This window comes from Parablastomonas sp. CN1-191 (genome assembly GCF_049354825.1).
Classification (GTDB): Bacteria; Pseudomonadota; Alphaproteobacteria; order Sphingomonadales; family Sphingomonadaceae; genus Novosphingobium.
Map to the genome: position 1 here is coordinate 327,794 of NZ_CP186480.1, position 20,708 is coordinate 348,501.

At 68.2% G+C, this 20,708-nt stretch carries 18 protein-coding genes; 6 read left to right on the forward strand and 12 right to left on the reverse strand.

Going from position 1 to position 20,708, the window contains the following annotated elements; translation table 11 throughout:
* Positions 1 to 851: 851 nt before the first annotated feature.
* The gene (locus tag ACOYW6_RS01665; protein WP_423142098.1) at positions 852 to 2,084 is read right to left on the reverse strand and encodes an argininosuccinate synthase; all 1,233 of its coding nucleotides are present in this window, start codon (positions 2,082 to 2,084) and stop codon (positions 852 to 854) included.
* Between the two features lie 250 nt (positions 2,085 to 2,334).
* Here ACOYW6_RS01665 and arsC point away from each other — a divergent pair, with 250 nt between their 5' ends.
* Positions 2,335 to 2,763 (forward strand): arsenate reductase (glutaredoxin), encoded by a 429-nt coding sequence (gene arsC, locus ACOYW6_RS01670; protein ID WP_423142099.1) that lies wholly within the window; start codon positions 2,335 to 2,337, stop codon positions 2,761 to 2,763.
* Positions 2,764 to 2,769: 6 nt separating this feature from the next.
* Here the strand turns inward: arsC and ACOYW6_RS01675 are convergent, their stop codons facing one another.
* Positions 2,770 to 3,624, reverse strand: coding sequence for an NYN domain-containing protein (locus tag ACOYW6_RS01675; RefSeq protein WP_423142100.1), 855 nt, complete (start codon positions 3,622 to 3,624; stop codon positions 2,770 to 2,772).
* A 221-nt stretch (positions 3,625 to 3,845) separates the two neighbouring features.
* On the opposite strand from ACOYW6_RS01675, the gene chrA reads away from it, so the two are divergent.
* Positions 3,846 to 5,162: a chromate efflux transporter gene (gene chrA / locus ACOYW6_RS01680; RefSeq protein WP_423142101.1), complete on the forward strand. Its 1,317-nt coding sequence runs from the start codon at positions 3,846 to 3,848 to the stop codon at positions 5,160 to 5,162.
* Between the two features lie 9 nt (positions 5,163 to 5,171).
* On the opposite strand, the gene ACOYW6_RS01685 is transcribed toward chrA, so the two are convergent.
* Genes ACOYW6_RS01685 through ACOYW6_RS01695 form a run of 3 tightly spaced genes read right to left on the reverse strand, consistent with a single transcriptional unit; the run spans position 5,172 to position 8,584 of the window.
* On the reverse strand, positions 5,172 to 5,981 hold the full coding sequence (locus ACOYW6_RS01685) for a phytanoyl-CoA dioxygenase family protein (RefSeq protein ID WP_423142102.1): 810 nt from the start codon (positions 5,979 to 5,981) through the stop codon (positions 5,172 to 5,174).
* 5 nt (positions 5,982 to 5,986) lie between these two features.
* Positions 5,987 to 7,267, reverse strand: coding sequence for a class I SAM-dependent methyltransferase (locus tag ACOYW6_RS01690; protein ID WP_423142103.1), 1,281 nt, complete (start codon positions 7,265 to 7,267; stop codon positions 5,987 to 5,989).
* A gap of 18 nt (positions 7,268 to 7,285) precedes the next feature.
* On the reverse strand, positions 7,286 to 8,584 hold the full coding sequence (locus ACOYW6_RS01695; RefSeq protein WP_423142104.1) for a class I SAM-dependent methyltransferase: 1,299 nt from the start codon (positions 8,582 to 8,584) through the stop codon (positions 7,286 to 7,288).
* A 117-nt stretch (positions 8,585 to 8,701) separates the two neighbouring features.
* Here ACOYW6_RS01695 and ACOYW6_RS01700 point away from each other — a divergent pair, with 117 nt between their 5' ends.
* Positions 8,702 to 10,750: a S46 family peptidase gene (locus ACOYW6_RS01700; RefSeq protein WP_423142105.1), complete on the forward strand. Its 2,049-nt coding sequence runs from the start codon at positions 8,702 to 8,704 to the stop codon at positions 10,748 to 10,750.
* Between the two features lie 39 nt (positions 10,751 to 10,789).
* On the opposite strand, the gene ACOYW6_RS01705 is transcribed toward ACOYW6_RS01700, so the two are convergent.
* The 5 genes from ACOYW6_RS01705 to ACOYW6_RS01725 all read right to left on the reverse strand — a co-directional run bounded on the left by ACOYW6_RS01705 (position 10,790) and on the right by ACOYW6_RS01725 (position 14,804).
* Positions 10,790 to 11,359, reverse strand: coding sequence for a TMEM165/GDT1 family protein (locus tag ACOYW6_RS01705; protein ID WP_423143034.1), 570 nt, complete (start codon positions 11,357 to 11,359; stop codon positions 10,790 to 10,792).
* Between the two features lie 204 nt (positions 11,360 to 11,563).
* Complete coding sequence (locus tag ACOYW6_RS01710; protein ID WP_423142106.1) at positions 11,564 to 12,325, reverse strand: SDR family oxidoreductase; 762 nt, start codon at positions 12,323 to 12,325, stop codon at positions 11,564 to 11,566.
* Positions 12,326 to 12,386: 61 nt separating this feature from the next.
* A complete protein-coding gene (locus ACOYW6_RS01715) occupies positions 12,387 to 12,854 on the reverse strand; it encodes a glycine zipper 2TM domain-containing protein (RefSeq protein WP_423142107.1) in 468 nt (155 codons plus the stop codon).
* 142 nt (positions 12,855 to 12,996) lie between these two features.
* Positions 12,997 to 14,259, reverse strand: a complete 1,263-nt coding sequence (rlmN, locus tag ACOYW6_RS01720; RefSeq protein WP_423142108.1) for a 23S rRNA (adenine(2503)-C(2))-methyltransferase RlmN — start codon at positions 14,257 to 14,259, stop codon at positions 12,997 to 12,999.
* 44 nt (positions 14,260 to 14,303) lie between these two features.
* Positions 14,304 to 14,804, reverse strand: coding sequence for a hypothetical protein (locus tag ACOYW6_RS01725; RefSeq protein WP_423142109.1), 501 nt, complete (start codon positions 14,802 to 14,804; stop codon positions 14,304 to 14,306).
* A gap of 124 nt (positions 14,805 to 14,928) precedes the next feature.
* On the opposite strand from ACOYW6_RS01725, the gene ACOYW6_RS01730 reads away from it, so the two are divergent.
* On the forward strand, positions 14,929 to 16,692 hold the full coding sequence (locus ACOYW6_RS01730) for a diguanylate cyclase domain-containing protein (RefSeq protein WP_423142110.1): 1,764 nt from the start codon (positions 14,929 to 14,931) through the stop codon (positions 16,690 to 16,692).
* Between the two features lie 15 nt (positions 16,693 to 16,707).
* Here ACOYW6_RS01730 and ACOYW6_RS01735 read toward each other — a convergent pair whose 3' ends face one another.
* Together ACOYW6_RS01735 and ACOYW6_RS01740 are read right to left on the reverse strand one after the other, a co-directional pair.
* Positions 16,708 to 17,190, reverse strand: coding sequence for a GreA/GreB family elongation factor (locus tag ACOYW6_RS01735; RefSeq protein ID WP_423142111.1), 483 nt, complete (start codon positions 17,188 to 17,190; stop codon positions 16,708 to 16,710).
* Between the two features lie 23 nt (positions 17,191 to 17,213).
* Positions 17,214 to 19,205, reverse strand: coding sequence for a lytic transglycosylase domain-containing protein (locus ACOYW6_RS01740; protein ID WP_423142112.1), 1,992 nt, complete (start codon positions 19,203 to 19,205; stop codon positions 17,214 to 17,216).
* A gap of 93 nt (positions 19,206 to 19,298) precedes the next feature.
* On the opposite strand from ACOYW6_RS01740, the gene dapA reads away from it, so the two are divergent.
* A complete protein-coding gene (gene dapA / locus ACOYW6_RS01745) occupies positions 19,299 to 20,180 on the forward strand; it encodes a 4-hydroxy-tetrahydrodipicolinate synthase (RefSeq protein WP_423142113.1) in 882 nt (293 codons plus the stop codon).
* A gap of 43 nt (positions 20,181 to 20,223) precedes the next feature.
* Positions 20,224 to 20,706: an SsrA-binding protein SmpB gene (gene smpB, locus ACOYW6_RS01750; protein WP_423142114.1), complete on the forward strand. Its 483-nt coding sequence runs from the start codon at positions 20,224 to 20,226 to the stop codon at positions 20,704 to 20,706.
* The last annotated feature ends 2 nt before the right edge of the window (positions 20,707 to 20,708 follow it).

Below are 20,708 nucleotides of genomic sequence, written 5' to 3' on the forward strand. Positions count from 1 at the left end.
TCAAGGTGGCCCCCCTCGCACGTCGTTGCTGCGACGGTCTGCCGCGCTGGACCTGCAAAAGCAAATGGGGCCGGCATTGCTGCCAGCCCCACGCTCGCCGTTCACGGTGCCGATGACTTGGGCGAACCGCCTTTTGACCCGAGGTCGTTCAGGACGATGTGGCCGCGGTGATGCGTTTCGAACAGTCTCGCCATGCTTGCGCACGTGAGTGCCCGGCATCGCGATGCTCGTCGCATCGGGCCCACCCGATCCGAACCGAAGTTCGTACCTGGCGTATCGTCTCTCACTTTTCGGTGGCCCGCGAGGGCCGGCGTTCATCACCTGCATCGAGGCCGGCGTTTCCAAGCGATCCGGCCAAGACCATCACGCTTTGAATGACCGGTCCCGTCAGGTGGTAGGTCCGGACCGAAGCCCATTCCATCCCACCTGGCGGTTCCGTAGTCTGTCCCGAGCCATCCTGTCCGACCCGTACCGTCCTGACCGAAGTCCGACCTGTCCGAATCTTTCCCAGGCGGTTCGAAACCGACCTGCCGAGGGTATGCCGCTCACTAGCATCTGCGGTTCGCCAGGGTTGGCCCGAAGGCCGCGCGAGGCGTGTTTTCCGACACTGCTGCGGGCAAGGCCCACGGACCGGAACCCGATTGACTTTTTCTTTTGCTTTCCGGGTTTTACCCCTTCAAGTTCAGAAGCCGTCTCGCCGTTCCGATGACTTGAAGCTGCGCCTCGAAGCCGAGTCGGGCAAGCGAAAAATGCGCAAGTTATCCACAACCGCCGGTTCGGCGGTGGACAACTTCGTAAACCACCGTCATTGGGCCGGATTCTGCGTTGGAGAAAAGCTTCCGCAGGCTCCCTCAGCCCCGGCGGTCCCGCTGCGCCAGCAAGCGCAGGCGCAGTGCATTGAGCTTGATGAAGCCGGCGGCGTCCTTCTGGTCGTAAGCGCCGGCATCGTCCTCGAACGTCACGTGGCGTTCCGAATAAAGGCTGTCGGCGCTCTTGCGGCCGACCAGTTGCGCCATGCCCTTGTAGAGCTTGAGCCGCACGGTCCCGTTCACGCGCGCCTGGCTGTGATCGATCGCCGCCTGGAGCATCTCGCGCTCGGGCGCGAACCAGAAGCCGTTGTAGATCAGCTCCGCGTACTTGGGCATCAGCTCGTCCTTGAGGTGCGCCGCGCCGCGGTCGAGCGTGATCTGCTCGATGCCGCGGTGCGCGCGGGCATAGATCTCGCCGCCCGGCGTCTCGTACATGCCGCGGCTCTTCATGCCGACGAAACGGTTCTCCACCAGGTCGAGCCGGCCGATGCCGTGCTTGCGGCCAAGTTCGTTGAGCGCGGTCAGCAACGCCGCCGGGCTCATCGCCTGGCCGTTCAGCGCAACCCCGTCGCCCTTTTCGAAATCGATGGTGATGTATTCGGGCGCATCGGGCGCGTCCTCTGGGTCCACGGTGCGCGAATAGACGTAGTCGGGCGTTTCCTCCCACGGGTCTTCCAGCACTTTGCCCTCGCTGCTGGTGTGGAGCAGGTTGGCATCCGTCGAGAACGGGCTTTCGCCGCGCTTGTCCTTGGGGACGGGAATCTGGTGCGCCTCGGCCCAGGCGATCAGCGCGGTGCGGCTGGTGAGGTCCCATTCGCGCCACGGGGCGATGACCTTGATATCGGGGGCCAGCGCATAGGCGCTGAGCTCGAAGCGGACCTGGTCGTTGCCCTTGCCGGTGGCGCCGTGGGCGATGGCGTCGGCACCGGTTTCGCGGGCGATCTCGATCAGGCGCTTGGAGATCAGCGGGCGGGCGATGCTGGTGCCGAGCAGGTAGTCGCCCTCGTAACGGGCGTTGGCTCGCATCATGGGGAAGACGAAATCGCGCACGAATTCCTCGCGCAGGTCGTCGATATAGATGTTGGCGTCGGGCAGGCCCATCAGCTTGGCCTTGGCGCGGGCGGGTTCCAGCTCCTCGCCCTGGCCCAGGTCGGCGGTGAAGGTCACCACTTCGCATCCGTAAGTGACCTGCAGCCATTTCAGGATCACGCTGGTGTCGAGCCCGCCCGAATAGGCGAGGACGACTTTCTTCGGCGCGGCGTTAAGATCGGACATGAGCGGATTCCTGCGATTCAGACGGTCGGCGCGCCTCTAGGCCAGCGGCGAAGTCCACACAAGTTGACACACTTGACACCGTCCTGCGCAAACGGAGCTGCGGGGGCTTCGGCGGGATCAGGAAAACGGATCGGGGTGCGTACGCGGGACATGACGCGGTCCTGTCACGAATCCGGTGCTGTAGGACAGCCCTTGTCCGCGCCGCCCCCTCGGCTATCTGCGGACAGGCCTGCGAAGCGGAGGACAGCACATGGCCGTCGACATCGTCATCTACCACAACCCCAAGTGCGGCACGTCGCGCAACACCCTGGCGATGATCCGCAACGCCGGGATCGAGCCGCACGTGGTCGAATACCTGAAGACGCCGCCGGCGCGCGAACTGCTGGTCGAACTGATCGCCCGCGCGGGCATGGCCCCGCGCGCCCTGCTGCGCGACAAGCAGGCCGAATTCGCCGAACTGGGTCTGGCGGACCCGGCGTTGTCCGACGATGCGCTGGTCGACGCGATGGTGGCGCACCCGATCCTGATCAACCGCCCGCTGGTCGTCTCGCCGCTGGGCGTGAAGCTGTGCCGCCCCTCGGAAGAGGTGCTGGACCTGCTGCCGACCCCCCAGCAAGGTGCCTTTGCCAAGGAGGACGGCGAAGTGGTGGTCGACCAGGCCGGGCAGCGCGCGCGCTGACAGGCGCTAGCGCTGCGGCGCGTCGGCGCGATCGGGATTGCGCTTGTCGGCGACGTAGCTGTGGCCGCGCTCGCCCTTGACGATGTCGAACAGGCCGACCGCCTCGAACAGGGCGGGGAAGTTCTTGACCCCGTAGTTGCGCGGATCGATCGGCGCCTGGCGCTTGGCGGCGCTGCCGGCGGCGGACATTTCGGCCCAGCCGTCGTCGTGCGCGGTCGCCTCCACCGCGCCGCGCAGCACGCCGACCAGCGTGGCGTCGAGCGCGAGGGGCTTGTCGGCATTGGCCTTGGCGGCGGGTTTAGGGGCGGGCTGGGCGGTCTCGGCGGCCTTGGCGGGCGACTTGGCGCCGCCCCGGCTGCGGCTGCGCGCTGGCCTGGGCGCGGGCAGGTCGGCGCCGTCCTCCTCCTCGCCCAGGCGGTCGAGGTAGAGAAACGTGGTGCAGGCGTTGACGAAGGGCATCGGGGTCTTGCGCTCGCCAAAGCCGTAGACCTCGTGGCCGTTGGCCTTGAGCTGCATGATCAGCGGGGTGAAATCGGCGTCGCTGCTGGCGATGCAGAACGCATCGAGCTTCTGGGTATAGAGCAGCTCCATCGCGTCGATCACCAGCGCGATGTCGGTGGCGTTCTTGCCGGCGGAGTAATTGAACTGCTGGATCGGCCGGATGGCGAATTCGTGCAGCTTGCCGGTCCAGCCCTTGAGCCCGTTCGATCCCCAGTCGCCATAGGCGCGGCGGATGTTGGCGGTGCCGTATTTCGACAGTTCGGCCAGCATCGCGGAAATCTTTGTGTGCGAGACATTGTCGGCATCGATCAGCAGCGCGATGCGGCGGCTGGGTGTTGCGGCGGGCTGGTCGGTGTCCATGATAATCTTTCAGTGACGAGCGCCCTGCGGCGGTGAATCCGCAGCCTACACGATGAACCGCGCAGCGTGCAGCAAATAGGTTGCCCGGCTTGCCAGCGGCACGCTCCGTTCGTAATCGATTGCCACCGGGATCGTGCAACCTCCCGGTCAGGCCACTTCCGGCTTCTGCCAGGGCCCAAGCGTTGCCTTCAGTCCCGCCTTGCGCGGGCAAGGAGGTATGGGTGACCGGGCCAGCATTTCATCATCCCGATTTTTCGGAACTGGTGCGCGTCTCGGCGCGGATCGGGTGCCTGTCTTTTGGCGGTCCGGTCGGCCAGATCGCGCTGTTGCACCGCGAACTGGTCGATGAGCGGCGCTGGGTCAGCGAGGAGGAGTTCCTCCAGGCACTCAACCTGTGCCACTTGCTGCCCGGTCCTGAAGCGCAGCAGCTGGCGACCTGGCTCGGATGGAAGCTCCACGGATGGCGCGGCGGGCTGGCCGCGGGGCTGCTGTTCGTGGTGCCGGGCGCGCTGGTGATGCTGGCGCTGACGCTGCTTTACGCCGCCGCCGCGCACCTGACATGGTTCGCGGCGTTGTTCCTCGGGATCAAGGCGGCGGTGCTGGGAATCGTCGCGCAGGCGCTGGTGCGGATCGCGGGGCGGGCACTGAAGACGCGGCTCCAGCGCGTGCTGGCGGTGGCGGCCTTCGTCGCATTGGTCCTGTTCGACGCGCCGTTCCCGCTGGTCGTGCTGGCGGCGCTGGCGATCGGCGCGGCGTTCGGCGCACGGCGGCCGGACTTGCTGGCGCTTGCGCCGGCAATGCCTGCCGAGGCCAAGCCGGTATCGCATCCGTGGCTGGCCAGCTTGCGCGCCGTGCTGGTCTGGGGGGCGATCTGGGCGGCGCCGATGGTCGCTGTCCTGCTATTGCTGGGGCGCGGTCACGTGTTGTGGCAGATCGGGGTGTTCTTCTCACAGCTCGCGGTCGTGACCTTCGGGGGCGCTTACGCGGTGTTGGCCTACATGGCGCAAGAGGCGGTTACTACGCACCACTGGCTGCTCGCCGGCGAAATGGCCGACGGGCTCGGCCTGGCCGAAACCACACCCGGTCCGCTAGTGATGGTCACCCAGTTCGTGGGCACGCTGGCGGCGATGCGCGCGCCGGCTCCGTTCACGCCGCTGGTGGCAGGGCTGCTCGGCGCAGCGCTCACCACTTGGGTCACCTTCGCGCCATGCTTCCTGTGGATCTTCGCGGTCGCGCCGTGGATAGGGCGGCTCCAGCGCGCGACGGCGCTCAAGGGCGGCCTGGCGGGCGTGACTGCGGCGGTGGTCGGCGTGATCGCCAACTTGTCGCTGTGGTTCGCGCTGCACTTGCTGTTCGCCCGGGTGAGCGTGGTTCAGGCCGGGCCGCTGCGCTGGCAGGTTCCCGATCTCGCCACCTTCGATGCGCGCGCGGCGCTGATCGCCGCAGTCGCGGCGGCACTCATTTTCAAGGTAAGGTGGGGCATCGTGCCGGTGCTGGGCATCTGCGCGGCCTTAGGGTTGGCAATGTCGGCCTTGTGACGACGGCGGTCAGGTGAAATGCGGCCCCGGCTTGTCGTACAAGCCCTCGTAATGGACCAGGTTTGGGCGCGGGCCGAGGGGTTGAGGCTGGCCGCGGCGGAAGGCCCATTCGCCGCGGTCGCAATCCTCGGCGCGGACGTAGCCATTGATGTAGAAGCGGCGGTAGTGGTCCGACGCGTTGCGGCCCGAGCCGTGGACCAGGTACGGGCTCCACAGCGCCAGGTCGCCGGGTTCGAGCTCGAGGTCGATCAGCGCCGAGGGATCGAGGCCGGCGGCGACGAGAGCGCTTTCCTCGACCCGGCTGTGCATCACGCTCTGCCCGGTGGGGATGTCGATGGGGCCGGCCTTGTGGCTGCCGGGCAGGATCTTCATCGCGCCGCTCCGCGCATCGTGCGGATCGATCGCCAACCCGGTCTGGACGTAGCTGGTGGCCAGGTTGCGATAGGCGCTGTCCGGCCGGCGAAAGCGCGAATCCTGGTGGTAGGCAAAGTCGCCTTGCCCGCCCGGTACCTTCCAGTGCACCTGGTTGATGATCTGCTTGACGTCCTCGCCGATCAGCGGGCGCAGCGTCGCCTCGATCCGGGCGGCGGTGCGGAAGCGGTCCAGCACGATGTTGTGATAGGACGGCCATTGCACCATCCGCACCTCGCCGCCGTCGAGCCGGTAGTTGAGGTTGCCGTATCGGAACGAGCGGCCGAGCCCGACCCCTTCGGCGTGAACCTCGTCGACCGCGGCGGCAAGCTCGGCCACGGCGCCGGGGGGGAAGACGCCCCGCACGATCGCATAGCCGTTCTCGGCATAGTCTTCGGCCAGGCTCATCGCGCTTACTCCGCCGCTTCGCGTTCCGTATCGGTTACCGGCGCGCTGCTCGCCAGCCGCTCCTCCGCGGCCTCGATCCAGCCGCGGGTGATCGGCAGGGCGTGCCGGTCGCGCGTGTAGATGATCTGGAAGTTGCACAGCGCGCTGCTTTCGAACCCGGTCGCCGCGCCGGCGAGGTAGAACAACCACATGCGGTAGAACTTGGCGCCGAACATCGCCTCGATCTCGGCCCGGTGGGCGACGCAGCGGTCGTACCAGGCCAGCAGCGTGTAGGCGTAGTGCAGGCGCAGGATCTCGACGTCGGCGATCATCAGCCGCACGGGCTCGCTCGCCGCGACGGTTTCGGACAGCGCCGGGATGTAGCCACCGGGGAAGATGTACTTGCGGGTGAAGGCGTCGGTCACGCCCGGCTTGCCCATCAGGCCGATGGTGTGGAGCATCATCACGCCCTGATCGGTCAGCAGGTTGGAACAGGCGCGGAAGAACGTCTCGAACTGCGGCTGGCCGACATGCTCGAACATGCCGACCGAGACGATCCGGTCGAACCGGTCGCCGCGCGCGGCCATGTCGCGGTAGTCGATCAGTTCGAACGTCACGCGGTCCGCGACCCCGGCGTCCTGTGCGTTCTGCCGGGCGAGGGCGAGCTGCTCCTCGCTCAGCGTGATGCCGGTGACGCGCGCGCCGCAGCGCTTTGCCAGCCAGATCGCCAGCCCGCCCCAGCCGCAGCCGATGTCGAGCACGGTCATGCCGGGTTCGAGGTGCAGCTTGGCCGCGATGTGCGCCAGCTTGGCCTCCTGCGCCTCGTCCAGGGTCATCCCCTCGCGCGGCCAATAGGCGCAGGAATACTGCATCTGCCGGTCGAGGAAGAGGCGGTAGAAATCGTTGCCGAGGTCGTAGTGGTGGGCGACGTTCTTCTTTGACGACCGCGCCGCGTTGTAGCTCGCCAGCTTGTGCAGTGCCTTGTCCTTGAGGCGGCGCAGCGGACGCGGCGGGCGCATGCTGGCGCCGCGTTCCCACGGCGCGTTGGCGCGAAACAGGCGGACCAGGCCAAGGATGTCGTCGCCGGCCACCACCAGCGATCCGTCCATGAAGGCTTCGGCGGCGCCCAGCGCGGGATCGGTCACGATGCGGCGGGCCGCCCTGGCGGAGGTGAAGCGGATGGAGACGTCGGGGAAGTCCGGGGCGGCCGTGCCATATCGCGCCGTGCGGCCGTCGGCGAACGTCACGCCAAGCGTGCCCTTCTTCACCGCGCCCTGAAAAAACGTCTCGAGCAGCTTTTCGAACATTGCTTGCCTGCCGCTTGTCTATTCGGCCGCTTCCAGGGCCTCTGGATCGAGATGCCATGTGGGCGCGGTTTCCGCGGCGCGCAAGCGGGCAGATTCCTCCACGATCCAGTCGCGCGTCATCGGGATGGCATCGCGGCGCTTCACGTAGATCAGCTGCCAGTTGACCATGCCGCCGTGGCGGAACGCCTGCTCGGCGCCGGCCAGGTAGAACTGCCACATGCGGTAGAACCGCTCGTCGTAAAGGGCGACGATCTCGTCCTTGTGCAGGACGGTGCGGCGGTACCATTCCTCAAGCGTGTGGCTGTAGTGAAAGCGCATCGCTTCCACGTCCATGGTCTGCCAGCCGGCCTTTTCCGCCTCGACCTGCAGTTCTGACAGGGCGGGGATGTAGCCGCCGGGGAAGATGTACTTGCGCGTCCAGGCGTCGGTCATGCCGGGCGGGCCGGTGCGCCCGCAGCAGTGGCTGATCATCACGCCGTCGGGCTTGAGCAGCTTGAGCGTATGGCGGTAGAAGTCGGGATACTGCGGCGTACCGACGTGCTCCAGCAGGCCGACCGAGCTGATCCGGTCGAATGTGCCGGTCACGTCGCGGTAGTCCATCAGCGCGAAGCGGACCTGGTCTGACACGCCGGCCGCCTTCGCGCGTTCCTTGCAGAAGGCGATCTGGTCGGGGGCGAGGGCGACGCCCAGGACTTCGCAGCCGTAGTGCTTGTTGAGATAGAGAGCGAAGCCGCCCCAGCCGCAGCCGATGTCGAGCACCCGCATCGGCGAGCCGTCGGGCTTTTTGTGGATGTAGAGCTTGGCGGCAAGGTGCGCCTTCTTGTCGAGCTGCGCCTGCTCGAGACTGACGAGGTTCGCCGGGTCGCGGTAATAGGCCATCGTATATTGCCGGTCCTCGTCGAGGAACAGCTCGTAGAGGCGGCGGGTCAGGTTGTAGGTGTGCTCGGCATTGGCGCGCGCGGCGCGGCGGTCGTTGAAACTGTCGAGCCGCGCGGCGAGCTTTTCAGCGGTGCGGCGCCACGGCCCCGCGGCGTCGAAGGCGTCCTCGCTCTGGTCCTCGCTTTGGCCGGCGGCGAACAGGACCAGATCGCGGATATCGTGCGGCGGCTCGATCACGAGGCGCCCGTCCATGTACGCCTCGCCCGCGCCGACGCGGGGATAGCGGGCGATGTGGTTGGCGGCGCCGGCATCGGACAGGCGGGTTCGGATGGGATCGCCGGTCCCGTCGCCGTAGCGATGGACCGAGCCGTCATGATCGGTGACCACCAGCGTGCCGCGCCGGACCAGGCGGGCCAGCATCTTGTTGAGAAACCACATCGACGGCCAGACTAGGGATGCGCGCGCCGTCGGCAAGCACTCTTTCTCTTGCAATGGACGGGAAGCGCGGCGACACATTGTTGCAACTGAAAACACGACCGAAAGGGGCTCCTGACGATGCGATCCATTCACCTGCTTGCCGCCACCGCGCTGGCCGCCGCGCCGATCCTGACCACCGCCGCGCGCGCCGACGAGGGGATGTGGACGTTCGACAATTTCCCGGCCGCCAAGATGCGCAAGGATTACGGCTGGGCGCCCGACCAGATGTGGCTCGACAAGGTGCGCGCCGCCTCGGTCCGCCTGACCGGCGGGTGCTCGGCCAGCTTCGTGTCGCCGCAGGGCCTGATCCTGACCAACCACCACTGCGTCGCCAGCTGCCTCTATGACAATTCGACCAACGCGTCCGACCTGCTCAATAACGGCTTCGCGGCGCTGGCGCGCGGGGACGAGAAGAAGTGCCCGGGCCAGCAGGCCGAAGTCGTCACCTCGATCGGGGACGTCACCGGCGCGGTTAAAACCGCGATCGGCACCGCCACCGGCCAGGCGCTGGTCAAGGCGCGCGACGCCAAGATCGCCGAGATCGAAAAGGCCGGCTGCACCGACACCGCGACAACGCGCTGCCAGGTGGTGACGCTGTATGGCGGCGGCCAGTACAAGCTTTACACCTATCGCAAGTATTCGGACGTGCGGCTGGTCTGGGCGCCGGAAGACCGCGCCGCGACCTTCGGCGGCGATCCCGACAACTTCAACTTCCCGCGCTACTCGCTCGATGCCAGCTTCCTGCGCGCTTACGAGAACGGCAAGCCGGTGATGACGCCGCAGAACCTGAAGTGGAGCGACCGCGCGCCCAAGACCGGCGAAGTCACCTTCGTGGTCGGCAACCCCGGTTCGACCCAGCGGCTCTACACCTCGGACCAGCTCGCGTTCCAGCGCGAGGTGGCGCTGCCGGTGGCGGTGACGACTCTGTCCGAACTGCGCGGGCGAATCATTTCCAAGATGCAGGAAAGCCCGGAAAAGTATCGTGAAGGGCTGGATGAGCTCAACGGCATCGAGAACAGCCTGAAGGTCTACATCGGCCGTCAGAAGGCGCTCAACGACCCGGCCTTCACGAAGCCGCTCGCCGATGCCGAGGCCGACCTGCGGACCCGGTCGATGAACAATCCGGCGATCGGCAACCCCTGGGCCGACATCGTCAAGGCCGACGCCGCCTATCGCGACCTCTACCTGCCGGCGCGCTTCGTGAACCCGAACTCCAGCCTGTTCTCCTACGCGCTGTCGCTGGTTCGCGCGGCCGAGGAACGCGCCAAGCCCAATGGCGAACGCCTGCCGGGCTATACCGATTCGGCGCTGCCGCTGCTGGAAAAGCAGATCACCGACCCGACCCCGGTGGTTCGCTGGCTGGAGGAAACCAACCTCGGCTTCAGCCTGTCCAAGGCGCGTGAGTACCTGGGCGCCGACGATGCCGACACCAAGCTGCTGCTGGGCAAGGAATCGCCCGAAGGCCTGGCCAAGCGCCTGGTCGAAGGCACCAACCTGGCCGATCCGGCGGTGCGCAAGGCGCTGTGGGACGGCGGGCAGAAGGCGATCGACGCCTCCAACGACCCGATGATCGCTTATGCCAAGCGCCTCGACGACCGGATGCGCGCGATCAAGAAGGCCGCCGACCAGTCCTATTCGGGTCCGCTCGCGGTTGCGGGCGGCAAGCTCGCCGATGCGCGCTTCGCCGCCTACGGCTCGGACCTTTATCCCGACGCCACGTTCACGCTGCGGATCAGCTACGGCAAGGTCGCCGGCTGGAAGGAGCGCGGCAAGGACGTGCCCGCGACGACGACGCTGGGCGGCACGTTCGATCGTGCCACTGGCGCCGATCCGTTCGACCTGCCCAAGGGCTTTGCCGCCGCGCAGGGCAGGATCGCCAAGAACACGGTCTATGACTTCGTGACCACCAACGACATCATCGGCGGCAATTCCGGTTCGCCAGTGATCGACAAGGCGGGCATGGTGATCGGCGCCGCGTTCGACGGCAACATCAATTCGCTAGGCGGCAACTACGGCTACCAGGGCGATATCAACCGCACCGTCGTGGTCTCCACCGCCGCGGTCAGCGAGGCGCTGCGCACGATTTATCCCAACCCGGCGCTGCGCAAGGAACTGGGCATCAAGTAAGACGCGCCGGGCGGGGGCTGCGGCTCCCGCCCGCGCTGCCTAGCCGTGGAGGATGCTCCACAGCTGCCACAGCCCCAGCACCAGGAACAGGACAGCGGCGGCAAGGCGCGTCGCTTTCAGCGACACGTGCTTGAGAATGCGGTCTCCGGCGAAGACGACCGGGCCGTTCGCCAGCATCATCCCCAGCGTGGTCCCGGCGGTTACCGCCAGCACCGACTGGTACTGGGCGCCCAGTGCCACGGTCGCAATCTGGGTCTTGTCGCCCATCTCGACAAGGAAGAAGCTGACCAGCGTGGTCAGGAAGGGCCCGCCGCGGCGGCGCACCGCGTCATCGGCATCGTCCAGCTTGTCGGGCACCAGGGTCCAGGCGGCCATGGCGATGAAGCCCAGCGCCACCGTGATACGGAACCACGGCGCCTGCAGCAGCCAGGCGGCCTGTTCGCCGACGAAGGCGGCCAGCGCGTGATTGGCCAGCGTGGCGCACAGGATGCCGGCCACGATCGGCCACGGCGCGCGCAGCTTCGCCGACAGCACCAGCGCCAGCAGCATCGTCTTGTCGCCGATTTCCGCCAGCGCGACGACCGCGGTGGCGGCAAAGAAGGCTTCCATCATACAGATAACTCCGGGCCGGGCGCGGCAGGACGCAAAGACATCGCCTCCCCCGCCCGGCATGGCGGGGAAGCAATGTCCTTGGTCTCGCCCAGGCGGAACCGATCCGCTTGCCGAACGCCACGGCCTCTCGGCCAAGCATGTTGACGTTTCGGGACCGCGCGGCAAGGCGCGGCTGGCTACTCCCCAGAAGACGCGCCGCCACTAGGCAGGCGGAATAGCGCGCGCAAGGTAAATGACGTCGCGCGGCTGGGCCAGCAGGTGCTGGCCCGAATCGATGAACAGCGTCTCGCCGCTCGCCAGCGGGCCGGTGGCCAGGAACAGCGCCGCGTCGGCAAGCTCGGCCGGGTCGGTCAGGCGCTTGAGCAGGTTCAGCCGGCCCGAAACCTCGTGCTCCTCGCCGGCCTGGTCGTGGCTGGGCAGCATCGCGCCCGGAGCCAGGCCATAGACCCGGTCGCGCCGGTCCTTCTGCTGCATGGCCTGCAGCCGCACCGCGCCTGCCAGTGCGTGCTTGGCGAGCGAGTAGGAGAGGAAATCCGGGTTGGGATTGGCGATTTTCTGATCGAGGAAATGGATCGCCGTGCGCCCGGCACAAGAGCGGGCGGAGCCGAAGAACGCCTGCGCCAGCCGGACCGGCGCAGCGGCGTTGACGCGCATCGCCTCGTCGAAGATCGCGGGGTCGAGGATATCGTCAGGATCGGGCGTGAACACCGCGGCGCAGTTCACCAGCACGCGCCAATCGGGCAGTCGCGCGGCGAGCGCCTGGGCCATGGCGACGGCCGCCGGCAGGTCGGCAAGATCGCAGGATACCGTCTCGGCGGACGGTAGCGCGGCGGCGAGCGCCTCGGCCTCGTCGTGCGAATCGCCGTGGTGGATCACCACGTGCCAGCCCGCCGCGGCGAAACGGCGGGCCAGGACCGCGCCGATGCGGCGCGCGGCTCCGGTAATGAGAACGGCCGGGTGCATGGGGCCTACCCAAACACACCCGGCCGTCCATTCCTAGGCCCACCGGGGGCCCAAGGTTACTTTAGTTGCAGCGCGCGCGGCCCTGGTCGAGCTGCTTGCCGAGCAGCGCGCCAGCGGCGGCACCCACCAGCGTGCCGGTGGTCCCGCCGACGACCTGGCGGCCGAGCAGCGCGCCCGCGGCGGCGCCGACGATCAGGCCGGTCGTCCCGTTCGAACGGCGGCACTGGTACTGGCCGTTCTGCGCCTGCCAGTAACGGATGCCGTTACCGCTGGTGTAGTATGTCGGCTGGTAGCCATTGTAGCGCTGCTGCTGCTGGTAATAGGCCTGCTGCTGGTAATAGCGCTGCTGGGCATAAGCCTGCTGGCGCTGCTGTTCGTAGCGACGATAGTCGCGGTTTTCGCGGCGATCCTCACGGTGTTCGCGGTAGCCGTGCGCAGGGGCCCAGCTGGGCGGGCGGGCGATGGCGGGGGCTGCGGCCACCGGCAGCACCATGGCGGCAGCGGCGGCGGCGAGGATGGTCTTGCGCATGAGGTCGCTCCTTCGTTCTGTTCATACCGGAAGCCCGGTGTATGAACGAAGCCTAGCGGGGCGGTCTGGACCCCGGATGAACGGTTCGTTGGAAAACCGTATTGGCGGCGGCCCGAAGCGGTAGCGCGACGAACCGATCCGATCAGCCCAGCGCGGCCTGCTTTTCCTCGGCCAGGCGGTCCAGCTCGGCGCGGCTCATCTTGTGCGCCGCGGTCTTGAGCTGGCCGCAGGCGGCATCGATGTCGCGCCCGCGCGGGGTGCGCACCGGGGCGCTGATGCCGGCATCGAACACGATCTGCGCGAACCGCTTTATGCGTTCCGGATCGGAGCATTCATACGCGGCGCCGGGCCACGGGTTGAACGGTATGAGATTGACCTTGGCGGGCAGCTTGTACTGCTTGATCAGGCGGACAAGCTCGCGCGCGTCGTCGTCGCTGTCGTTCTTGTCCTTGAGCATCACGTATTCGAAGGTGATGCGCCGGGCATTGCTGGCGCCGGGATAATCGGCACAGGCCTGGAGCAGCTCTTCCAGCCCGTACTTGCGGTTGATCGGCACGATCTCGTCGCGGGTGGCCTTGTTGGTGGCGTGGAGCGACACTGCCAGGTTGACGCCGATTTCCTCGCCCGCGCGGGCCATCATCGGCACCACGCCGCTGGTCGACAGCGTGATGCGCCGCTTCGACAGGGCCAGCCCTTCACCGTCCATGACGATCTTCAGCGCGTCGCGCACGGCGTCGAAATTATAGAGCGGTTCGCCCATGCCCATCATCACGATGTTGGTCAGCAGGCGGCCATCGGACGAATAGTCGCCCTCGCTCTCCTCGACGTCGAGGCCGTTCATCGCACCCTTGGGCCATTCGCCCAGCGCGTCGCGCGCCAGCATGACCTGGCCCACGATCTCGCCCGGGGTCAGGTTGCGGACCAGCCGCATCGTCCCGGTGTGGCAGAACCGGCAGTTGAGCGTGCAGCCGACCTGGCTCGACACGCACAGCGTGCCGCGGTCCGCGTCGGGGATGAACACCATCTCGAACTCGTGGCCGTCGGCGGTCGACAGCAGCCACTTGCGGGTCCCGTCCTCGGAATGCTGCGCGGTGACGACCTCGGGCCGGCCGATCACGAAACGCGCCTCCAGCCACGGGCGCATCGTCTTGGCGATGTCGGTCATGGCGCCGAAATCGGTCACGCCGCGATGGTAGATCCAGTGGAACACCTGGCGCGAGCGCAGTTTCGCGGCCTTGGTGTCGAGCCCGGCCCCTGCAAACAGCTCGCCGATGCGGGGGCGGGGCAGGCCCAGCAAGTCGATCTTGCCGTCGGCGCGCGGGGTCACTCCGTCCACCAGGCCGGGGCGCGTGGTGGGCACGGGGTCGAAGGCCCCCGGGATGGGCATGAGGTCGGTCTGGGTCATGGGAAGCCGCGCATATAGGGACAACGCGCGGCTTGGGGAAGGGCTCAGCGCCGCGCGCAGGCCAGCGCCATCGCGTCGAGCGCGGAAGGCGCCCCGGCCGGCGCGAAGGTGCTGACGAAGCCCTTGCCGCCGGCGTCGCGCGCCCACACCGTCAGCCGCGCGCCGCCGCGCAGCGCCGCGACGATCGCCGCGTCCGCGCGCGGGTCGGCGGCCCAGGCGTTGCCCGCGCCGTCCGCGGTGAGCACCGCGCGTTGCCCCCCGAAGGCGAGCTGCGGCCGTGCGCCCGGCGCCAGCGGGCGGGCAAGGCGGAAGTGGACCTGCCCGAACAGCGCGCGACGCGGCCAGGTCGAGACGTCGACATAGGCGACCTGCGGATCGCGGCGCGCCGCCGGTTCGGCGCGGGCAATGGCATAGCAGCGCGGCACTTGCGGATCGCGGAAGGCCGCCCAGCCGGCGAACGTCCCCAGCGCATCGCGCGCCTGCGCGGAAAACGGCGCCATGATCGCAAAAACGGCGATCGGCAGGAGAAGGCGCGGCGGGCTCATGCCCCCCTGTCGCAAAATCGCCGCCGCCGCGAAAGCGGAACCTGCGCCGCCGACAACATACGTATTCGGCCGGATTGCGGCCCCCGGTTAGCAGACATTAACCAAATCTCGTCAGAGCGGAGGAATGACGTCCGACATGCTCACGGGTTTTACCTTCCTGGTGGCCTTCATGGGGCTGGAGCTGCTGTCCGCTTTGACCGGGCCGAGCGGCTGGGGCGCGGGCGTGGCGGTGGCCGCGCCGGTGCTGCTGGCCGCGTGCCTGCTGGCCTTGCCGCGAAGCTATTGGGCGGTGATCGCCGCGCTGGCGGCGCTGGCCGGACTGGGCATTGCCCTTGCGGCCGGAAGCGGGCTGAGCGCATCCCTGGCGCTTGCGCTGGCAACGGTTCTGCAAGGCACGGCTTCCGCCTATGGAATCGCGCGCGCCGAAGCGCGCTTTGCCGACGCGCCGGCGCGCTGGCTGGCCAACCTGGCCACCGCGGGCGTGGCGGGGCCCGCCCTGGCGGCCCTCGTGCTCGCCGCCGCTGCCCGGGTCCTTGCAGGGATCGACCCGGTTGCCGTCTTTGCGGCGCAAGGGTCGGCGCGCGCGGTCGGCGCGCTTTCGCTGCTGCCGCTGCTGCGGCACGTGTTTCGCGCCGATCGGACCTGGATTTACCGCCCGTTGCTGCGGGCCGAGCGGGCTTCGATCGGGCTTTACAGCGCGGCGGCCGCCGCGCTCGAAGTGGCGGCGACCGCCCAGCCGCAGCTGCTGACCGCGCTGGCCGCATCGCTGGCGGTCGTCGCGGCATCCTGGCGCGGCGGGCGGCTTGGCGCGGTTATCGCGGTGGCGGTCTATGCCGTCGCCGCCTGGATCGCCCATGCCGCGTTCGCTCCGGGCGAGGCGGCGTTCGCTCAATTCCACATCGCGCTGACCGCGCTGCTGGCCCAGGCGGTCGCGCTGCTGCGCGACGGACGGTACGAACTGGCCGCGAACGTCCGCGCGCTGCAATCGGAACTGATCGCGGTGGAAAGCGGCCGCCGCCGCGCCCAGGATCTTTATACGCTGCTCGCCGCGTCGACCCGCGACATTGTGTTCAAGACCGACCTTGCAGGGCGCGTGCTCTATGCCTCGCCCGCGGTCGAATTGATCGCCGGGCAGGAACCCGCCGCGGTGCTGGGGCGCCGCGTCAGCGATCTGGTCGATCCGACCCAGGCGGCGATGTTCGAGAACCGCTTCGGAATCGCGATGGACGAATGCCGCGACCTCGAATTCGATCACCTGGTCTTTCACAAGGAGGGCATCGAACATTGGTTCGACGCCCGCATCCACTGCCAGCGCGACGATGCCGGCGCCGCGGAGGGGGGGGTGGTGATCCTGAGCGGGATCGACGAGAAGAAGGCGCTGGAGGCCGAACTGGTCGCCGCCGCCCTGCGCGATCCGCTGACCGGGCTGACCAACCGGGCGACCTTCATCCGGCTGCTGGGCCAGCATATCGAGGCGGGCGGCACCGGGTGCCTTGCCAAGTTCGATCTCGATCACTTCCGCACCGTCAACCAGGAACACGGCAGCCAGGTCGGCGACCAGCTTCTGATCAGCTTCGCCAACCTGCTGCGCTCGCTGCTGCGCGAGGGCGACGTGATCGCGCGGGTTGGCGGCGAACGCTTTGCCGTGATGCTGCCGAACGCGACCGCAGACGAGGCCGAGCGCGTGTGCAGCCGCATCGTCTCCGAGATGTCCGACATCGGCGCCGGCACCGTGTCGATCACCGCCAGCGCCGGTGTTTCGCGCATTGCCGGCACGCTGGACGAGACGATGAAGAATGCCGACCGCGCGGTCGTCGTCGCCAAGGCCAAGGGGCGCAACCGGGTTGAGTTGGAGGGGCGTCGCTCCGCGTTCCAGCGCCAGACCTGAGCGCCCGGCGCCGGCTCAGTCCGGATAGGCGATTGCCACCACTTCCCATTCGCGGCTGCCGCCGGGCAGTGCCACGGTCCTGAGGTCACCCAGGGCGGCACCGCGCAGCGCGCGCGCCAGCGGCGCCGACCAGCCGATCCGTCCCGCGGCGGCGTCCTGCTCGTCATCGCCGACGATCGATACCGCCAGGCGGGCGTCGTCCTCGTCCGCCAGTTCGACCCGCGCGCCGAAAAACACGCGGTCGCGCGCGCCCTGCTGCGCCGGGTCGACGACGCGCAGGATCTTCATGCGCCGCGCCAGGAACGCCAGTTCGCGGTCGATCTCGCGCAGGCGCTTGCGGCCGTAGATGTAATCGCCGTTCTCGCTGCGGTCGCCGTTGCCCGCGGCCCAGCTGACGACTTCGACGATCGCCGGCCGATCGGTGCCGAGCAGCCGGTCGTAACGCGCGCGCAGCGCCGCCATGCCGGCAGGGGTGATGGGTGGGCCGTCGGGGGTCATCGCGCCGCCCTAGCCGCGAACGCTCACCCGGGCGAGCGCTTGCCGAGAAAATGGCTGAGCGGGTTGGGCCCGCGATAGCTGGCGCGGGCCGGATTGAGCGCCTCGTAATCGACGGCGTTTTCGAGCACGCGCTGGACGTAGTTGCGCGTCTCCGACAGCGGGATCTGCTCGATCCACTCGACCCAGTCGACCGATCCGGTGCGCGGGTCGCCGTTGGCGCGCAGCCACTTGTTCACGTTGCCCGCGCCGGCGTTGTAGGCCGCGACCGCCAGCGGATAGCTGCCGCCGAAATAATCCATCATGCGGGCGAAATACGTGCCGCCCAGTTGCATGTTGTAACTGGCATCGGTGGTCAGCGAATCGGGGCTGTAGGACAAGTACAGCTTGCCCGCCTGCTCACGCGCGGTGCCCGGCATCAGCTGCATCAACCCGCGCGCGCCGGCGTGGCTGACCGCGTTCATCGCGAACTGGCTTTCCTGGCGGCTGATGGCGTGGACCATCGTCCAGTCGGTCCCCGGCGGGTTGGGAATGGTCGGGAAGCCGACCTGGGCGAAAGCGTTGTGCCCGTTCGCCGCCGCCGACTGGCTGACGATGACCGCCAGGTCGCGGCGGCCGATCTCGCGCGCCAGGTCGGCAACCAGGACGTGCTGCGCCTCGCTGTGCGCCTGGTCGGCGATCTCGCGGAAGAACCGGATCGATACCGGCCAGTCCGCTTCGCGCGCCACTTCGCGCACGGCCTGGGTCAGCGGCGCGGCGTCGAAGGCGGCGCGCTGCCCGGCAGTGGGCATCTGCGAGGGGGTGGCGGCCAGCGACGGCATTGGCCGGCCCAGCCGCTCAAGCGCAAGCTGGCCGTAATACTGGTCGGGAAACTCCGCCGCCATTTCGAAATAGCGGTTCGCGCCGGCGGCATCGCCGCTGCGCGCAAGCGCGCGGCCGGCCCAGTAAAAGCCCTTGGTCCGGGTCTGCGGGGTCTGCGCGGCGGCGCCGTAGCGGTAGAACAGGGGCGCGGCCTGGGCCCCATTGCCGATCGCCAGCGCTTTCTGCCCGCCCAGCCACATCAGCGAGGTGTAATCGTCGCGGATGGCGTAGCTTTGCTGCGATACGTCGGTGCCGGCGGGAAAGGTCTGGTCGACGGTGGCAGCGATCTGCGCGGCACGCGACCCGTCGGCCATGCGCGCCACCGCCAGCAGCTCGCCGATCCACTTGCGCGGATCAAGCGGCGGGGCGGCCAGCGGCGGATGGGCCGCCAGCAACTGCACAGCCTCGCTGGCGCGGCCGGTGGTGCGCAGCATGCGTGAACGGTTGTAGAGGTAGCCGGCGTCCGAATTGGCCCCGGCGTCAATCGTCAGCCCCTGCGCGACCGGATCGCGGCCGTTGATCATGCCCAGCCGGGCGATGAAGCGGGGCGCGTTGGCAGGATCGGTGAAGACGACCTCGCGCTCTGCCTGCGGACCGGCATTCGCCCACAGCAGCGCGTTCATCCGCGCATCGTGGTCGGCGCGGGTCAGCGTGCGCGACAGCAGCGCCGAGATCGCCGCCTCGGTCGTCTCGGACAGCACGCCGCCGCGCCATGCCGCCAGTGCCGCCTCGTTGGCATGGGGGCGGCCCAGCGCCATCAGCGCCAGCGCGTACTGGCCGCGCGCGGCGTTGGTCTGCGGGGGGAAGCGATCGAAAAAGGCGGCAACCCGGGCGGGATCGGCCGAATCGCGTTCGAGCGCGGCCTCGGCATAGCCGCGCAGCAGGGTTTCCTGCGGGAAGCCCGGGTTGGCCAGCAGGAAGCCCGAGTAATCCGCAAAGGAAAACCGGTTCGACGCGGTCAGCATCTGCCAGCGCTGGATCTGCTGCTGCATCCCATAGGCCGCCGGCCGGCTGAGCAGCGCCGCGCGCGCGCGATCCCATTCGTAGGCGTCGGCCGCCGGCGCCGCGGCAGTGGGCGCGGTCTGCGCGTGCAGAACGGTGGGAACGGAAAGGAGAGCAGCCGATGCCAGGAGGAGCTTGCGGGTCATGCTGGACATCGTGGCAAAAGGCTCCTTATCAGGCGCTGAACGGCCGCATCGCGCTGAGCGGCACTATGGCCCGGGTATGGGCGACAAGCAAAGGTGAAGTCCATGTTTTCCGGCTCGATTCCCGCGCTGGTTACCCCGTTCCGCGGCGGCGCTTTCGACGAGGCGGCATTTCGCAAGCTGGTCGACTGGCAGATCGAGATGGGATCCTCGGCGCTGGTTCCCTGCGGCACGACGGGCGAATCCAGCACGCTGTCCAACGCCGAGCATCACCGCGTGATCGAGGTCTGCATCGAGCAGGCGGCCGGGCGCGTGCCGGTGATCGCCGGCTGCGGATCGAACGACACGATGAACGCGCGGCTCCACCTGGCGTTCTCGAAGAAGAGCGGCGCGGCCGCCGGGCTGTGCGTGGCGCCCTATTACAACCGCCCGAGCCAGGAAGGCCTGATCGCGCACTTCAGCTTCCTGGCCGAAGCCACCACGTTGCCGATCGTGCTTTACAACGTGCCCGGCCGCACGGTCACCGACCTGCTGCCCGAGACCGTGATCGCGCTGGCGAAAAAGTACCCGGACCGGTTCGTTGCCATCAAGGACGCCTCGGGCGATCTCAGCCGCGTCACGGATCACCGCATGGGGCTGAGCAAGGACTTCTGCCAGCTGTCGGGCGACGACGAGCTGTGGTTGCCGCACAGCGCTGCCGGCGGGGCGGGGTGCATCTCCGTGACCGCCAATGTCGCGCCGCAGCTTTGCGCCGAATTCCACGCCGCCATCGCCGCCAACGACCTGGCCCGCGCGCGTGAGCTCAACGACAAGCTTTACCCGCTGCATTACGCGATGTTCGACGATGCCAGCCCGGGCCCGGTCAAGTACGCGCTCAGCCGCGTGCACGACTTCATCGAGAACGAACTGCGCCTGCCGATGGTCCCCTGCAACGCGGCGGCGCGCAAGGCGGTCGACGAGGCGCTGGAACACGCCGGACTGGTGTGACGGGGCCTGTTCAAAGGCGGCACGGTTCCCTAGATGAAGGGGCATGGCCCGCCCGACCCCGCCCGCTTTCGACAAGACCAAGACCGTGGCCGAGAACCGGCGCGCCAAGTACGACTATCACCTCGAGGACAAGTTCGAGGCCGGCATCGCCCTGACAGGGACCGAGGTGAAGAGCCTGCGCTTTGGCGAAGGGTCGATCGTGGAATCCTATGCCGAGGTGAAGAACGGCGAAGTCTGGCTAATCAATTCCAACGTGCCCGAGTTCAGCCACGGCAACCGCCACAATCATGAGCCGAAGCGCCCGCGCAAGCTGTTGCTGCACCGGCGCGAGGTCGACAAGATGCAAGGCGCGGTCGAACGCAAGGGCATGACGCTGGTGCCGCTGATGATCTATTTCAACAGCCGCGGCCGCGCCAAGGTCGAACTCGCGCTGGCCAAGGGCAAGAACGCCGCGGACAAGCGTGCCACGATCAAGGAACGCGACTGGAAGCGCGACGCCGCGCGCATCATGCGCGACCACGGATAGCC

What these genes read in the sequence shown, in the direction of transcription:
- ACOYW6_RS01705 (WP_423143034.1), bottom strand. Translation starts at nt 11,359, where the DNA reads ATGGAAGCCTTCTTTGCCGCCACCGCGGTCGTCGCGCTGGCGGAAATC.
- ACOYW6_RS01690 (WP_423142103.1), bottom strand. Translation starts at nt 7,267, where the DNA reads ATGTTCGAAAAGCTGCTCGAGACGTTTTTTCAGGGCGCGGTGAAGAAG.
- ACOYW6_RS01685 (WP_423142102.1), bottom strand. Translation starts at nt 5,981, where the DNA reads ATGAGCCTGGCCGAAGACTATGCCGAGAACGGCTATGCGATCGTGCGG.
- dapA (WP_423142113.1), top strand. Translation starts at nt 19,299, where the DNA reads ATGTTTTCCGGCTCGATTCCCGCGCTGGTTACCCCGTTCCGCGGCGGC.
- smpB (WP_423142114.1), top strand. Translation starts at nt 20,224, where the DNA reads ATGGCCCGCCCGACCCCGCCCGCTTTCGACAAGACCAAGACCGTGGCC.
- ACOYW6_RS01675 (WP_423142100.1), bottom strand. Translation starts at nt 3,624, where the DNA reads ATGGACACCGACCAGCCCGCCGCAACACCCAGCCGCCGCATCGCGCTG.
- ACOYW6_RS01710 (WP_423142106.1), bottom strand. Translation starts at nt 12,325, where the DNA reads ATGCACCCGGCCGTTCTCATTACCGGAGCCGCGCGCCGCATCGGCGCG.
- ACOYW6_RS01715 (WP_423142107.1), bottom strand. Translation starts at nt 12,854, where the DNA reads ATGCGCAAGACCATCCTCGCCGCCGCCGCTGCCGCCATGGTGCTGCCG.
- ACOYW6_RS01735 (WP_423142111.1), bottom strand. Translation starts at nt 17,190, where the DNA reads ATGACCCCCGACGGCCCACCCATCACCCCTGCCGGCATGGCGGCGCTG.
- rlmN (WP_423142108.1), bottom strand. Translation starts at nt 14,259, where the DNA reads ATGACCCAGACCGACCTCATGCCCATCCCGGGGGCCTTCGACCCCGTG.
- ACOYW6_RS01695 (WP_423142104.1), bottom strand. Translation starts at nt 8,584, where the DNA reads ATGTGGTTTCTCAACAAGATGCTGGCCCGCCTGGTCCGGCGCGGCACG.
- ACOYW6_RS01700 (WP_423142105.1), top strand. Translation starts at nt 8,702, where the DNA reads ATGCGATCCATTCACCTGCTTGCCGCCACCGCGCTGGCCGCCGCGCCG.
- ACOYW6_RS01730 (WP_423142110.1), top strand. Translation starts at nt 14,929, where the DNA reads ATGACGTCCGACATGCTCACGGGTTTTACCTTCCTGGTGGCCTTCATG.
- ACOYW6_RS01665 (WP_423142098.1), bottom strand. Translation starts at nt 2,084, where the DNA reads ATGTCCGATCTTAACGCCGCGCCGAAGAAAGTCGTCCTCGCCTATTCG.
- arsC (WP_423142099.1), top strand. Translation starts at nt 2,335, where the DNA reads ATGGCCGTCGACATCGTCATCTACCACAACCCCAAGTGCGGCACGTCG.
- ACOYW6_RS01740 (WP_423142112.1), bottom strand. Translation starts at nt 19,205, where the DNA reads ATGTCCAGCATGACCCGCAAGCTCCTCCTGGCATCGGCTGCTCTCCTT.
- ACOYW6_RS01725 (WP_423142109.1), bottom strand. Translation starts at nt 14,804, where the DNA reads ATGAGCCCGCCGCGCCTTCTCCTGCCGATCGCCGTTTTTGCGATCATG.